This is a genomic window from Cellulomonas sp. A375-1 (genome assembly GCF_001040865.1).
GTDB lineage: Bacteria > Actinomycetota > Actinomycetes > Actinomycetales > Cellulomonadaceae > Cellulomonas > Cellulomonas gelida.
Map to the genome: position 1 here is coordinate 1,981 of NZ_LFKW01000066.1, position 14,363 is coordinate 16,343.

The 14,363-nt window shown below is 74.4% G+C and carries 11 protein-coding genes and 1 tRNA gene; 7 read left to right on the forward strand and 5 right to left on the reverse strand.

Going from position 1 to position 14,363, the window contains the following annotated elements:
* The first annotated feature begins 64 nt into the window (after nucleotides 1-64).
* The 3 genes from CWIS_RS07670 to CWIS_RS07680 all read left to right on the forward strand — a co-directional run bounded on the left by CWIS_RS07670 (nucleotide 65) and on the right by CWIS_RS07680 (nucleotide 2,299).
* Nucleotides 65-520: a PIN domain-containing protein gene (locus CWIS_RS07670; protein ID WP_231583729.1), complete on the forward strand. Its 456-nt coding sequence runs from the start codon at nucleotides 65-67 to the stop codon at nucleotides 518-520.
* Nucleotides 521-547: 27 nt separating this feature from the next.
* On the forward strand, nucleotides 548-1,948 hold the full coding sequence (locus CWIS_RS07675; RefSeq protein ID WP_048342680.1) for a DUF2252 domain-containing protein: 1,401 nt from the start codon (nucleotides 548-550) through the stop codon (nucleotides 1,946-1,948).
* A gap of 260 nt (nucleotides 1,949-2,208) precedes the next feature.
* A tRNA-Ser gene (locus tag CWIS_RS07680) sits at nucleotides 2,209-2,299 on the forward strand.
* A gap of 212 nt (nucleotides 2,300-2,511) precedes the next feature.
* On the opposite strand, the gene CWIS_RS07685 is transcribed toward CWIS_RS07680, so the two are convergent.
* Entirely contained in the window at nucleotides 2,512-2,844 is a 333-nt protein-coding gene (locus CWIS_RS07685; protein ID WP_048342681.1) for an SHOCT domain-containing protein, read from the reverse strand.
* A gap of 61 nt (nucleotides 2,845-2,905) precedes the next feature.
* Nucleotides 2,906-3,802, reverse strand: coding sequence for a DUF6325 family protein (locus CWIS_RS19310; RefSeq protein ID WP_229747300.1), 897 nt, complete (start codon nucleotides 3,800-3,802; stop codon nucleotides 2,906-2,908).
* Between the two features lie 87 nt (nucleotides 3,803-3,889).
* Between CWIS_RS19310 and CWIS_RS07695 the strand changes: the two genes are divergently transcribed.
* On the forward strand, nucleotides 3,890-6,529 hold the full coding sequence (locus tag CWIS_RS07695) for a LuxR C-terminal-related transcriptional regulator (protein WP_048342682.1): 2,640 nt from the start codon (nucleotides 3,890-3,892) through the stop codon (nucleotides 6,527-6,529).
* Nucleotides 6,530-6,578: 49 nt separating this feature from the next.
* Here the strand turns inward: CWIS_RS07695 and CWIS_RS07700 are convergent, their stop codons facing one another.
* The 3 genes from CWIS_RS07700 to CWIS_RS07710 all read right to left on the reverse strand — a co-directional run bounded on the left by CWIS_RS07700 (nucleotide 6,579) and on the right by CWIS_RS07710 (nucleotide 11,553).
* Nucleotides 6,579-8,105, reverse strand: coding sequence for an MFS transporter (locus CWIS_RS07700; RefSeq protein ID WP_082156307.1), 1,527 nt, complete (start codon nucleotides 8,103-8,105; stop codon nucleotides 6,579-6,581).
* Nucleotides 8,106-8,188: 83 nt separating this feature from the next.
* Nucleotides 8,189-10,927, reverse strand: a complete 2,739-nt coding sequence (locus CWIS_RS07705; protein WP_048342684.1) for an HAD-IC family P-type ATPase — start codon at nucleotides 10,925-10,927, stop codon at nucleotides 8,189-8,191.
* Nucleotides 10,928-11,055: 128 nt separating this feature from the next.
* A complete protein-coding gene (locus CWIS_RS07710; RefSeq protein ID WP_048342685.1) occupies nucleotides 11,056-11,553 on the reverse strand; it encodes a hypothetical protein in 498 nt (165 codons plus the stop codon).
* A 129-nt stretch (nucleotides 11,554-11,682) separates the two neighbouring features.
* On the opposite strand from CWIS_RS07710, the gene CWIS_RS07715 reads away from it, so the two are divergent.
* The 3 genes from CWIS_RS07715 (at nucleotide 11,683) to CWIS_RS07725 (ending at nucleotide 14,296) form a co-directional block, all read left to right on the forward strand.
* Nucleotides 11,683-12,063, forward strand: coding sequence for an SHOCT domain-containing protein (locus tag CWIS_RS07715; protein ID WP_048342686.1), 381 nt, complete (start codon nucleotides 11,683-11,685; stop codon nucleotides 12,061-12,063).
* Between the two features lie 63 nt (nucleotides 12,064-12,126).
* A complete protein-coding gene (locus tag CWIS_RS07720) occupies nucleotides 12,127-12,756 on the forward strand; it encodes a polysaccharide deacetylase family protein (RefSeq protein ID WP_053071615.1) in 630 nt (209 codons plus the stop codon).
* A gap of 67 nt (nucleotides 12,757-12,823) precedes the next feature.
* Nucleotides 12,824-14,296 carry an RNB domain-containing ribonuclease gene (locus CWIS_RS07725; RefSeq protein ID WP_229747299.1) on the forward strand — a complete coding sequence of 491 codons (1,473 nt, stop codon included), beginning with the start codon at nucleotides 12,824-12,826 and terminating at the stop codon, nucleotides 14,294-14,296.
* The last annotated feature ends 67 nt before the right edge of the window (nucleotides 14,297-14,363 follow it).

Sequence of the window (14,363 nt, forward strand, 5' to 3'; positions counted from 1 at the left end):
GGCGTTCGTGGGACGTGCGGGCAAGGCACGGCGCCGAGCGCGGCGCGTGGGCGATCATGGGATCGTGCCCCAGCGAACCGTCGGACGACCGCGCGTGTACGCGGACGGCTCGGCGCTGTCGCGGTACCTGCCGGGGGCACCGAACCGCGCGCCGTGGCTGATGTGGGCGCGGAAGAACGGGCCGAACCTTCTGACGACGCAGCTGGGCGTGAGCGAGCTGCGCGGCACCGCGCGCATGCACGACGCCGAGGCGCGGGAGATCGCGCAGCGCGTGCTCCTGGAGATCGAGGTCGTGCGCATCTCCGACCAGGCGGTCAACCGCGCGACCGACGTGGCGGGCGTCCTGCCGCCCTTCGTCGCCGTGCACCTGGGGACCGCTCTCGCGCAGCCGGACGTGACGGCGGTCGCGACGTACGACGCGCGGCTCGCGCGCGTCGCCGTGCTCTACGGCCTCGAGGTCGTGGCGCCGGGCCGCCCGGACCGCTGGTGGGAGGACGACTCGACGCCCTGGCTGTCCTGACCGCGGGCGTGCCTCTACGGTGGCGGTGTGAGCACCCCGACGTCGGGAGTCGTCGAACCGGTCACGGCCGGCGCGGAGCGGGGACGCGCGGCGCGCGCGGCACTGCCCCGCGGGGGCCTGGCCGCGGTCGCGACCGACCGCCCGGGCCGGGACCCGGTCGCGGAGGTGCTCGCGCAGGAGGTCGACCGGCTGCCGGACCTCATCCCGCTGCGCCATGCGCGCATGGCCGCGTCACCGCTCGCGTTCTACCGCGGCACGGCGGGCCTCATGGCGGCGGACCTCTCGGGGAGCCTGCACACCGGCCTGCTCGCCCAGCTGTGCGGTGACGCGCACCTGAGCAACTTCGGCGTGTTCGGCACCCCCGAACGCCGTCTGGTCTTCGACCTCAACGACTTCGACGAGACGCACCCGGGCCCGTTCGACTGGGACGTGAAGCGGCTGGTGGCGAGCATCGAGGTGGCTGCGCGGGCCCTGGGGCTGGGCCAGGACGCGCGGCGGCGCGCGTGCCGACGCACCGCCCGCGAGTACCGCGAGGCGATCCGCTCGTTCGCGCGGGCCCGCGCGGTCGACGTCTGGTACGCGAGCCTGGACGCCGCGGACGCCGGCCTCGGACGCCGCCTGGGTCTGGACCCGACCGCTCGTCGCGGCTGGCAACGCCTGACGAGCCGCGCGACGTCACGCGACCACCGGCAGGCGGCGGCGCGGCTGACGACGCTCGCCCCCGACGGTGAGCGCAGGTTCGTCGCGGACCCGCCTCTGCTGGTACCGGCGAGCAGCTACCTGACCCCCGACGAGGTCGTCACGTTCCGCGCGGGCATGGAGCAGCTCGTCGAGCAGTGGCGGGAGAGCCTGCCCGCCGACCGGCGCCACCTCGCGGCGCAATACCGCGTCGTGGACGTGGCGCGCAAGGTCGTCGGGGTCGGGAGCGTCGGGACGCGCGCGTGGGTGCTGCTCCTCGTCGGGGCCTCGTCGGACGACGTCCTGGTGCTGCAGGCGAAGGAGGCGCGCGCGTCCGTGCTCGAGGCGCACCTCCCGCCCGGTCCGTACGCGCACCCCGGCCGGCGCGTGGTCGAGGGGCAGCGCCTCATGCAGGCGGCGAGCGACGTGTTCCTCGGCTGGCAGGACAGGGTGGGCCTCGACGGCGTGCCGCGTGCGTACTACGTGCGCCAGCTGCGCGACTGGAAGGGCGCGGTCGACGTCGAGCGCATCCGCCCCGAGGCGCTCGTGCCGTACGGGCGCGCGTGCGCGTGGACGCTGGCTCGCGCGCACGCGCGTTCGGGGGAGCGCGTCGCGATCGCGGCGTACCTGGGTTCGTCGTCCCGGGCCGACGAGGCGTTCGCGCGGTTCGCTGCGACGTACGCCGACCAGGTCGAACGCGACCACGCCACCTTCGCCACCGCGATCACCGCCGGCAACCTCCCCTCCTGACCCCCACCCACCCCGCCGCCACGCCCGCCCCGCCGGCTGCCGCGCCCGCTGCTGCGCGCGCCGTCGCCACCAGGCGCGGCCCCGTCCCCGGTGCGGCCATCCCGTCGATGCAGGGATGACTGCAGCTTTGGTCGTGGTGTGGCGCCCCTGTTCTGCATCCATACCCGCATCGACCTCGCTCGATGGTGCGGCCGAGGGCTCGGATGGGTCGGGAGGGTGGGGGCTGTGGGAGACTCGTCGCCGCCGGTTCAGGCCGGCGAGGAGGGCTGGCTGAGCGGCCGAAAGCGACGGTCTTGAAAACCGTTAGGGCGGGACCTCTCGTCCTCAAGGGTTCGAATCCCTTGCCCTCCGCCCGACGACGCACGGCCCGCACCGGTGACGGGGCGGGCCAGGGGAGCGCGCGGAGAGCCGCGGCCGGCAAGCTCGCCGGCGGTGGCTGACCCCGCACGGGGAACGGCCGCCCCCGGCGGTGGCTGACGCCGCGCACGGAAGGGCCGCCCCCGACGGTCGGCGTGGTCGTCAGGGGCGGCCTGCGGCGTGAGGGCTCGCCCGCGTGCTCGTCGTCAGCCGAGGAGGCGGGCCTTCTGGGCGTCGAACTCCTCGGGCGTCAGCACGCCCGCGTCGCGCAACGAGGCGAGCTCCTTGAGCTGGGAGATCTTGTCGTCCATCGACGGTGCCGCCGCCTCCACGGGGACCGCGTACACGGTCTGCGGTGCGGCGTAGGCGGGTTGCGGCTCCGCGTACGCGGGCTGGGGCGCTGCGTAGCTGGGCTGCTGCGCCGCGGCGTCCTGCGCGGCCCAACGGCCCTGCTGGCGGCGCTGGACGCGGCCCGAGACCGCGCTGGCCGTCCCTGCGACCACTGCTGTGCGGGCGACCCCGCGGATCAGTCCTGGCACGTCGTCCTCCTGGTGGTTCGTGGTGCCGTACGTCGTGACGTCGCGGTGGACGTCGGGTGGCTCATGCGGTCTCGACGGCGTCGAGAGCCGCGAGGATCGCGGGGATCGGGATGCGCCCGCCGGCGACGACCTGGGCGCCGCCCTTGCGCAGCGCGGTGGCGAACGGGGCCGCCCAGGCGTTCTCGTAGACGAGCACGCCGGCCGCGGAGCCGGGGGTGAGCGCCACGCCGACCTCGTCGAGGTCGTCCTGCCCGACGAGCGACGACGAAGCGCCCTCGAAGATGGTCAGGTCGAAGTCGCCCGTCACGTCCAGGTCGGTGATCTCCACGCCGGACACGACGCCGTCATGGCCCTTGCGGACGAACGCGAGGTCGAGCACGCGGATGATGCCGCGCTCGACGAGGTCGACGAGCAGCGGGAACGCCGTCCCGTCGAGCCGGTCCTGGGGGAACTCGACGACGAGGTAGTCGACGGGCCCCATCTCCTGCAGGTCGACATCCATCTCTTCCTCCTCACGCACCGGGGCGGTCCCGGTGCCGTCGGTGCGCGTGAGCGGGAGCCACGCGTCGGGTGTGGTGTGGTCCGCTGCGCGCACCGCGGACTCGACCCGCGCGAGCAGGTCGGCGAGCTCGGCGTCCTCGAGCAGGTAGGTGTGCGAGCTCGCACGGGTCGCGGTCCGTTCGGCGCCGAGCATCCGTTCCATGAGCGGGCCCAGGGCGCCCCGGATGACGATCTCCACCTCGGGCGGGTCGTGCGTGTCGAGCGTGCGCAGGCCCCGCACGTCCAGGCCCAGCGAGCCGAGGCGCTGCAGCACCCCGAACAGGGCCGCGGTGTCCCGGATCTCCGCCACGAGAACCGTGTGCGCGGCGGCGCGCCGCACACCGGACTCCTCGAGCGCGTCCAGCTGGGCGTGCTTGACGGGCCCCTCGATCGTGAGCTCGATGATCCTGGACCGCACGGTGCCACCTCCCGCGCGTCCCACTGTGGCGACCCGCGCGCTTCGACAAATCACCCGAAAGGGGTGGATGACCCCTAGGCTGCGAACATGGCCGGGAAGGTGTCGGCGACCGCGGGGGCGGTCCGCCGGGGAGCACCGGGAGCGCCCGCGTTGGCCCGCGCGCGCCGCACGGTGCCACGCCAGGCGGGCGTCGTGCGGCGCCCGGCGATCGAGGCGCTGCTCGAGCGCGTGGTCGAGCGACGCCTCACGATCGTCACGGCCGGCCCCGGCTGGGGCAAGACGGTCGCGGTCGCGCAGTGGGCTTCGGCCACGGACAGGCGGGTGGTGTGGCTGTCGCTCGACCCGCACGACGACGCGCCGGGCGCCTTCTGGAGCGACGTCCTCGAGGCGCTCCGGTCCTGCGACGCGGTGCCCGACGACCACCCGTTGCATGCGTTGCGGGTGCCGCCGGGTGCGTCGCCCGAGTTCCGGTCACGCCTGTTCCGGGCGCTTGAGGACCTCCCGGAGCCCGTGGTGCTCGTGCTCGACGACTTCCACCACGTGACCCGCCCCGCGCTGGTCGAGGCGGTCGACGACCTCCTGCGCTACCCGTCGCCGTTGCGGCTGGTCGTCGTCACGCGCGTCGACCCGCTCCTGCGGGTGCACCGGCTGCGGGTCGAGAACGAGCTCGGGGAGGTCGTCGCCCAGGACCTCGCGTTCGACGCGCAGGCCGTCGCGGCGCTCGGGGCGCAGCGCGGGCAGACGCTCTCGAGCGACGACGTGGCGCGGGTGCTCGAGGGCACCGACGGGTGGGCGGTCGGCGTCCGGCTGCAGCTGCGCTCGTCGGGCGGCGTCGGCAGGGCGACGCGTCCGGACCAGGACGCCTCCGAGTACCTCGTCGAGGAGGTCCTGTCGCAGCTCGAGCCGGACGTGCAGCGGGTCCTGCTCATGACGAGCGTGACCCGGTCGACGTGCGCCGACCTCGTCGACGCGATCCTGCCGGGCGGTGCCGCGCGCGCGCAGTGGGAGACGTTCGTGCCGCACAGCACGTTCGTGACCGCGCTCGGGCCCGACGGCACCTGGTTCCGCTACCACCCGCTGCTGCGCGAGGTGCTCGTCGGGCGGCTGCGCACCACGGAGCCGGCTGACTGGCGGCTCGCGCACCGCCGAGCCGCGGCGTGGCTCGTCGGCCACGGAGAGTCCCAGCGTGCGCTCGAGCACGCGGCGGTGATCGAGGACTGGACCTTGTTCGGCGAGGTGTTCGTCGACAGCGCGGCGCCGGGCCTGGTCGCCGCCGAGCGGGAGCCTCTGCTCGAGCTCGTGGGCAGGGTGCCGTTCGCCGAGCTCGCACCGGATGCCCGTCTCGAGCTGTGCGCGGCCGCGCTGGCGGTCGTCACCGGGCGGTTCGAGGCCGCGACGGCGCACGTGGGCCGGGCGCGGGAGCTGGCCGCGGCCCACGACCCGGACCCCCAGGTCGCCGCGCTGACGGAGATCCTCGCGGCGAGCGCGGCCCGCGGGACCGGGGACGCGGTGACGACGACGAGCGCGTCGGCCGCCGCGCTCGTCGTGCTGGACGCGGCACCGCTCCCGACCGACGCGTGGCCCGCCTACCGCGCGCTCGCGGCGAACGCTCACGCGGTGGGCCTGTTCTGGAGCGGACGGCCGCTCGAGGCGCGGGAGGGGCTCGAGGCGCTCGTCCGCGCGTCGGCCGAGGCGCGTCCGCTGCTGCCGCTGCTGAACGCGCGGTCGTACCTCGCGCTCGCGGAGGCGCTGGGTGGCCAGGTCGACGTGGCCGCGCAGCGCGCGCGGCGGGTCATCTGCGACGCACGTGAGCTCGGGTGGGCGACGTACCTGCAGTGCCGGTGCGCGTACACGGCGGTGGCGTGGGCGGCGCTGCTGCGCGGTGAGGCCGACGAGGCCGACCACATGCTCGCGATCGCGCTCGCGAGCGACCTCGGGGGCAGGGAGCCGCCGACCGAGGCGACGATCCACCTCATGCAGGCGCTCGTGGCGGTGCAGCGCGGCCGGAGCCGGGCGGCCCGGACGGCGGTGCGGGCCGCCACGGAGAGCGGTGCCGGGCTCTCGCCCGTGCTCGCGGACCTCGCATGGCGGGCACAGACGGAGACCGCGCGTCTGGTCGGTGAGGCTCCCTCAGGGCCGGCGCCGGCGGGTGTCTCCTGCGCGCTCACCCTGCTCGGCGACGCCCGCGTGCAGGTCGCACGCGGGGAGGTGCGCGCCGCGGTGCGCCTCGCGAACGACGCCCGCGAGTGGGCGGGCTCTGACGGTGACGCGCTGTCCGAGACCGAGGCGTGGCTGGTCGTCGCGGCCGCGTACGAGCGCGGCGGCGACCACGTGCGGTGTGACACCGCACTCGACCGGGCGATCGAGACGGCCGCGCCGGACGTGCTCGTCCGGCCCTTCCTGCTCCTGCCGACGCCCGCGCTCGCCGCTCGCGCCGCGACCCGGCTGAGCCGCCATGAGGGCGACCTCGCCGAGCGGTGGCGCACCGTCGTGCACGGCGAGGCCGCGCCGCACGAGCCGGAGCCGCTGGTCGACCCGCTGACGAGCCGTGAGCTCGCGATCCTCGGCGCGCTGCCGACCATGCAGACCAACTCCGAGATCGCGGCCGACTTCTACGTCTCGGTCAACACCGTCAAGGCGCACCTCAAGGCGCTGTTCCGCAAGCTGGGCGTGGACAGCCGCCGCGAGGCGGTGCGGCGGGCGCGGGAGCTGGGGCTGCTGCCCTGACCCGGCCTCGCGGGCGCGCGGAAGGCGGCGCGGGCCGGCGTCCGCCGGGTCAGCCGCCGAGCACGGACTCGGCCGCGTCGTTGGGCTGGGGGTCCGGCCGGCGGCGCATGCGGAGCGCGACGAGCGCACCCGCGACGCCGGAGACCAACGGCACGAGCAGCGCGACCTGCAGCGCGAGCGGACGGACCTCGGTGTTGATCCGCTGCACCTCGGCGGCCACGTCGGGCGGCTCGTCGGCGAGCAGCTCCTGGAGCTGTGCGTCGCTCATGACCTGCGCGTCGTCCTCGAGCGCACGCGCGATCTGGGCCTTGTCGTCGGGCGGGAGCACGTCGCTCGCGTCGGTGCGGGCGGTGAAGCCGACCGCGAGCGAGGCGAGCATGACCGCTCCCGTGAGCGCCAGTCCCAGGGACAGCCCGAACGAGCCGGTGGCCGAGTTGACCCCGGCGGCCTCGCTCACGCGCTCCTGGCTCACGGGGGACAGCGTGTAGTTGTTGAGCTGCGAGACGAGCAGGCCGAGCCCGCACCCGGCGACCGCGAGCGGGAGGGCGAGCCACCAGCCGGAGGTCGCGCGCGGGACCACGGGTAGGAGCGCGGCGACGCCGACCGTGAGCAGCGCGAACCCCGCGAGGATGACCACCGCGGGGCGCCGCTGGCCCGCACGCCGACCGGCGAGCAGCGCGGTGGCGAACATGCACAGCGACAGCGGCGCGATCGACAGGCCCGCGAGCATCGCGTCGTAGCCGAGCACCATCTGCAGGAAGATCGGCAGCGCGATCATGGCCCCGCCGAGGGCGATCTGCTGCAGCATCTGCCCCGTCACGCCGAGCCGGAACAGCGGCGCACGGAACAGGTCCGGGTCGATCAGGGTCGGACGGCCCCGACGGTGGCGCACGACGAGCCAGCGGGCCAGCCCGAGCAGCGCGCCGAGCCCGAGCACGATCAGCGCGGCCACCGACTCGCCGCCCTCCTGCCAGACGAGCACGCCGAGCACGATGCCGCCCATGCCGATCACGGACAGCACGGCACCGAGCGGGTCGACGGCCCGGTCGCCCTGGTAGGGCGCGTCCTGCACCAGCCCTGCACCGGACAGGACGACGAGGATGACGACGGCCTCGAGGCCGAACGCGACCCGCCACGACAGGTACGTCGTGATGAACCCGCCGAGCAGCGGTCCGACCGCCGCAGCGATCGAGGCCGCGGCACCGACGAGCGCGTACACGCGCTTGCGCGCCGCGCCCGGGAAGTTGCCGTGGATGAGGGACTGCATGGAGGGCAGCAGGAGCGCCGCGCCGAGCCCGCCGATGACCGCCCAGCACACCACGATCAGCGTCAGCCCGGTCGCGAGGGTCATCGCGACCGCACCCACGAGGTAGCCGCCGAGGCCCAGCAGGTACGCGCGCTTGCGGCCGAACAGGTCGCCGATCTTGCTGCCGATGAGGATGAACGCCGCCGAGACGAGGGCCTCGAGCGCGATCGCCGTCTGCACGCCGCTGACCGTCGTGCCGATGTCGCGCACCACCGCCGAGATCGACACGTTCATGATCGACGTGTCGACGACGAGGACGAACATCGCCATCGCGAGCAGGAGCGCGAGCCGGCGCCGGGGTCCTTCGAGCCGGCCGGTGTCCTCGCTCGCGCCCGCCGGGGCGGCCGGACCGGTCACGCGAGGGCCGTCTCGCCGGACGGTGCAGCGCCGCCGCGCCGCCGCACGACGCTGCGCAGCACGAGCTTGCCGAGCTCGGCGAGCACCAGGAACGCCAGCGTCGCGAGCAGGCACGCGCGCCACTGCGGGCCGTCGAGCTCGACCGTGCCGAAGATCCGCTGCAGCCCGTCGATCGTCGTGACGAGGAACGTCAGGGCGATGACCACGAGCATGAGGACGACGAAGCGCCCGTTCGTGAGCGTGTCGTGCGAGAACACGCTGGCCAGCGGATCCCGCCACTGCATCGCGGCGACGACGTGCAGGAGCGACATCGTCGTCAGGCCCATCGTCGTGGCGATCGTCAGCCCGTACCGGTCCTCGCCGTACGCGACGACGACAAGCGTCCCGATCGCGATGAGCAGCCCAGCGGTCGCGAGGCGCGCACCGAGGGCACGCCCGATCACCGGCGTCTCGGGCGAGCGTGGCCTGCGGCGCATGAGCCCCTCGGTGGGTGCGTCGAACCCGAGCCCGATGGCCAGGACGACGTCGATCGCGAAGTTGATCCACAGGATCTGCAGCGGCGTGAGCGGCGTGCCGTCGGCGATCGTGAAGATGCCCGCACCCACGAACGTGAGGATGAAGCCGGTCAGGACGACCATCTGGAACCGGATGTACTTCATGAGGTTGTCGTAGAGCCCGCGACCGCCCTCGACGGCCGCGACGATCGTCGCGAAGTTGTCGTCGGTGAGGATCATCTCGGCCGCGTCCTTGGTGACCTCCGTGCCGGTGATCCCCATGGCGACGCCGATGTCGGCGCGCGTGAGCGCGGGCGCGTCGTTGACTCCGTCGCCGGTCATCGCCACGATCTCGCCGCGGCGCTTGAGGACGTCGACCAGGCGCACCTTGTCCTCGGGGGCGACGCGCGCGACGACCCCGATCTCGTCGACCTGCGCGTCGAGCTCGGCGTCGGACATCGCCGCGAACTGCGCGCCCGTGAGCGCGCGCCCCTCGATCCCGAGCTGGTGCGCGATGGCCGCGGCGGTCGTCGCGTGGTCGCCGGTGATCATGCGCACGCGGATGCCCGCGTCGTGGCACTCGGCGATCGCGTCGCGCGCCTCCTTGCGCGGCGGGTCGACGATCCCGACGAGCGCCAGGAGCTCGAGCCCGTCGACGAGCGCGAGCAGCTCGTCAGGACTCGCGGCGGTCACCGACCCCGCGGGCAGGTCGCGCTGCGCGACGGCGAGCACGCGCATGCCCTCGGCGGCGATCGCGTCGTTCTCCGCGAGCACGGCTGCGCGGACCTCGTCCCACGTCCGCGCCGCCCCCTGCGCGCCACGGACACTGGTCGAACGGGCGAGCAGGACGTCCGGCGCGCCCTTGACGTAGCAGCGCACCACGTCACCGATCTCGTGGAACGTCGCCATGAGCTTGTACTCCGCGTCGAACGGCACCTCCGCGACGCGCGCGTAGGTGCGGCGCGTCCCCTCGACGTCCAGCCCGGCCTTGGCGGCCAGGACGACGAGCGCGCCCTCGGTCGGGTCGCCCACGCACGCGCCGTCGCGGATCACCGCGTCGGACGCGAGCGCCATCGGCAGCGCGAACGGCTCGAGCGGGAGGGCGCCCGTCCCGGCGACCGTGAGGATCCGGCCCGTCGTCGAGTACCCCTCGCCCTCGACGGACAGCCGGTGGCCGGCGGCGACGAGCGTGCGCGCGGTCATCTGGTTGAGCGTGAGCGTCCCGGTCTTGTCCGAGCAGATCGCCGACGTCGAGCCGAGCGTCTCGACCGACTTCAGGCGCTTGACGATCGCCCCCTTCTCGGCGAGCTGCCGCGTGCCCAGCGAGAGCAGCATCGTCACGACCGCCGGCAGCCCGGTGGGGATCGCCGCGATCGCGAGGCTGATGCCGACGACGAAGAGGCTGTCGAAGTCCTGCCCGCGCGCAAGCCCGAGCAGCACGATCGCCACCAGCGCGATCGCCGCCATGACGGTGATGATCACCGTGATGCGGTCGAGCTGCTTGGTCAGCGGCGTCTTGTCCTGCTCGACCCCGCTGAGCATCCCCGAGATCCGCCCGACCTCGGTGGTCATCCCGGTCGCCGTCACGACCATCTCGCCGCGACCGCGCGTGACCTGCGAGTTCATGTAGGCCATGTCGAGACGGTCGCCGAGCGGCACGTCGTCGCCCGGCACTGCGGCGGTGCCCTTCGCCACGGGCGCGCTCTCGCCGGTCAGCCCCGACTCCTCGATCTCGAGCGCCGCGGTGACGAGCAGGCGCCCGTCGGCGGGCACCTTGTCGCCCGCTTCGAAGCCGACCACGTCGCCCGGCACGAGCTCCTCGGCGGGCACGATCTGCTGCTGTCCGTCGCGGCGCACCTTGGCGTTCATGATGAGCATCTGACGCAGCGCGGCGACGCTCTGCGCCGCCTTGCCCTCCTGGTGCAGGCCCATGAGCGCGTTGAAGACGGTGAGCGCGAGCACGACGACGCCGGTCGTGATGTCGCCGAGCGCGATGATGCTGACCACGGCCGCGCCCACGAGGACCAGCTGCATGAGGTCCTTGTACTGCCGCAGGAACGCCTGCCAGGCGGGTTCCTTGCGCTCCTCGGCGAGCGCGTTGCGGCCGTACCGCTCGCGTCGCTCGAGCACCTGGGCGGAGGTCAGGCCGACGGCCGGGTCGACGTCGAACGCCGCGCACACCTGCGCCGGGTCGGCCGCGTACGCCTGGAGGGTCGTGCGGGTCTCGGGTGCCACGGTCATGGTTCCTCCCGGTACGTCCGGGTCCCACGCTCACAGCACGCCCCTGCGGGGTCCTCACCCGCGACGGGTGAGCGAGCCGGTGCGTGCGCAGGTCGGTGCGCCGGTCGGTGCGCGCCGCGGTGGCTGCGTCAGTGCAGGCCGTGCTTGAGCGCGATCATCACGGCCCCGAGCATCCCGGTCACGACCGCCGACATCAGGAGCCGCACGCCGCGCAGGCCGCCCGCCAGACCCATCCGCCAGCCCACGCCCACGAGGAGCACGACGTTGACGGCCAACGCGATGTCGACGCCGGTCGCGGTCTGCATGCCGAGCAACGCCTCGACGACCAGCACACCCACGGGAACGAGGCAGGACGCGACGAGCGGGAGCCCGTCGGCGAGCACCGTGCGCCGCTCGTCGCGCGTGAGGTCACGCCCGTGCACCGTGCGCGCCGCGATCCAGTGCGCGTACGACTCCGCGACCCAGTAGACGGTGAGCGTGAGCACGACGGCAGCCGCCACGCGTCCCAGCCCGAACTCCACGGGTGCGGCGGCCAGCACGGACCCGCTGATGATGAGGCCGTAGAGGTGCGACGCACGGCGGCGGTGCAGCCGTGCGGGTTCGACCGTGCTGGTCGAGGCGCTCATCCGTGCATCGTGACACCACACCGCTGCGGCGACTACTCGCGGCGACTACCCGCGGCGGGTGATGGACGCGCGGTGCGGCATCCCGACAGTGGGGACGTCAACGCGTGTGCACCGGATGAGGAGACGACCATGGACTTCTGGGACTGGTTCTGGCTGATGGTGTGGTGGTTCTGCTTCTTCGCGTACCTCATCCTGCTGTTCCAGATCGTCGCGGACCTCTTCCGTGACCCGGAGCTCGGCGGCTGGGCGAAGGCGCTGTGGGTGATCGGCCTGATCTTCCTGCCGTTCCTGGTGGCGTTCATCTACATCGTCGCGCGCGGCCGCGGCATGGCTCAGCGGCAGATGAAGGACGCCGTCGAGACGAAGCAGGCCACGGACGAGTACATCCGCGCGACGGCCGGCACGGGCAGGTCGCCGGCCGCCGAGATCGCCGACGCCAAGGCACTGCTGGACGCCGGGGCGATCTCGCCCGACGAGTTCGCGACGCTCAAGGCGCGGGCGCTCGCCTGAGCCGTCCGTGACCTGCGCGTGCCGCTCGGCGCCCGGCGAGGGCGTCGGCGGTAGCGTCCTCGGGTGCACGAGGACGCGACGGACACGCAGGTCCCGGACGAGCGCGTCGTCGCGCTCACGTTCGACGACGGGCCGGGGCCGCACACGCGGCGCCTGCTCGACGAGCTGGCCGCGCGGTCGGTCCGCGCGACGTTCTTCCTGTGGGGCGAGCACGTGGCCGCGGACCCCGCGACGGTGCGTGCGACGCACGAGGCGGGGCACGCGCTCGGCAACCACTCGTGGACCCACCCGGACCTCACGACGCTGTCGGCCGACGAGGTCGGCGAGCAGCTCGACCGCACCGCTGCGGCGATCCACGCGGCGACGGGCGTCACGACGCACCTGTTCCGCCCGCCGTTCGGCGCGATCGACGACCAGCTGCTGCGGCTCGTCGGCGCACGCGGCGACGCGGCGATCCTGTGGGACGTCGACACGCGCGACTGGGACCACGGCGACGCGACGGCGACCGCTGCGCACGCGCTGGCGGGGATCACCCCCGGTTCCATCGTCCTCATGCACGACCCGCTGGTCTCGACGGTCGACGCGGTGCCCGGCATAGTCGACGTGCTGCTCGCGCAGGGCTACACGTTCGTCACCGTCCCGGAGCTGCTCGGCGACGCGCTGACACCGGGCGGGCGGTACGAGCGGCGCTGACCCGCGTCACGCTCGCGGGGATGCGCGGCTGCGCGCACGGGTGGACCTACGCCTCTAGGCTCGGCGCGTGCCTCGTCGTCACGTACGCCTGGTCCCCGCGGTCGCCGTCGACCGGGCCCGCGAAGTGGACACCGCCGTCCGCAGCGGGCTCGCCGCGCTCCGGGACGAGCTCGGTGTCCCCGCCGCGTTCCCCGCCGCGGTGCTCGCCGAGGCGCAGGCCCGCGCCGCGGCCGGGCCCCTGCCCGCGGAGCGCCTCGACGCGCGCGACATCCCGCTGCTCACGATCGACCCGCCCGGCTCGATGGACCTCGACCAGGCGCTGCACGTCGAGCGCCGCGGCAAGGGCTACCTGGTCCGGTACGCGATCGCGGACGTGGGCGCGTGGCTCGAGCCCGGGCACCCGATCGACGACGAGGCACGTCGCCGCGTCACCACCCTGTACGCACCCGACGGCCGCACGCCCCTGCACCCGCCGCAGCTGAGCGAGGGTGCGGCGAGCCTGCTGCCGGGCCAGGAGGCTCCCGCCGCGCTGTGGGAGATCGAGCTCGACGACGACGGTGCCCCGCGGCGCGTCGACGTGCGGCGCGCGCTGGTGCGCTCGACCGCGCGGCTCACGTACGACGAGGCCCAGCGCGCGATCGACGCGCGCTCCGGGCTCGCCGCCGGGGACGGGCCGCTCGCGCTGCTGCGACGGGTCGGCGAGCTGCGGGTCGCCGCCGAGCGCGAGCGCGGTGGCATCACGCTGCCCATGCCCGAGCAGGAGGTCGAGCTCGGGCCGGACGGCACGTGGCAGCTCGCGAGCCGCACGACGCTGCCGGTCGAGGAGTGGAACGCGCAGATCTCGCTGCTCACGGGCATCTGCGCGGCACGCCTCATGCTCGACGCGCGCATCGGGGTGCTGCGCACCCTGCCTGCCTCGCACCCCAAGGACGTGGCCCGGCTGCGGCGCACCGCGCTCGCGCTCGGCGTCGCGTGGCCGCAGGGCGCGCAGGTGGGCGACGTCGTCGGCGAGCTCGACGCCGCCGACCCGCGTCAGGCCGCGGTGCTGACCGAGGCGACGACGCTGCTGCGCGGCGCGGCCTATGTCGCGTTCGACGGCGAACGTCCCGAGCACCCGGGGCACGGCGCGATCGCCTCGCCGTACGCGCACGTCACCGCGCCGCTGCGGCGCCTCGTCGACCGGTTCGCCACCCAGGTCTGCCTCGCGATCGCGGCGGACGAGGAGCCCGCGGACTGGGTGCGTGCGGCGCTGCCCACGCTGCCCGACCTGATGACCGCGGGCGACCGACGCGCGTCGGCGTACGAGCGCGGGTGCCTCGACCTCGTCGAGGCCGCGCTGCTGGCCGGCCGCGAGGGGGAGGTGTTCGACGGGATCGTCGTCGACGCGTCCGACGACGGCACGTCCGGCGTGCTGCAGCTCGCCGACCCGGTGGTGCACGCCAAGGTCGCGGGCACCGGGCTCGAGGCAGGTACGCGGCAGCGCGTGCGACTCGTCTCGACCGATGTCGCGACGCGGAGCGTGAGGTTCGAGGAGGCCTGATGCCCGGTCCGGGAGCAGGGTGCCCCCGGACCGGGCGAGCGCGTCGGCCTTCGCTCGGCGGCCGGCG

What these genes read in the sequence shown, in the direction of transcription:
- CWIS_RS07695 (WP_048342682.1), top strand. Translation starts at nt 3,890, where the DNA reads ATGGCCGGGAAGGTGTCGGCGACCGCGGGGGCGGTCCGCCGGGGAGCA.
- CWIS_RS07700 (WP_082156307.1), bottom strand. Translation starts at nt 8,105, where the DNA reads ATGGCGATGTTCGTCCTCGTCGTCGACACGTCGATCATGAACGTGTCG.
- CWIS_RS07705 (WP_048342684.1), bottom strand. Translation starts at nt 10,927, where the DNA reads ATGACCGTGGCACCCGAGACCCGCACGACCCTCCAGGCGTACGCGGCC.
- CWIS_RS07710 (WP_048342685.1), bottom strand. Translation starts at nt 11,553, where the DNA reads ATGAGCGCCTCGACCAGCACGGTCGAACCCGCACGGCTGCACCGCCGC.
- CWIS_RS07715 (WP_048342686.1), top strand. Translation starts at nt 11,683, where the DNA reads ATGGACTTCTGGGACTGGTTCTGGCTGATGGTGTGGTGGTTCTGCTTC.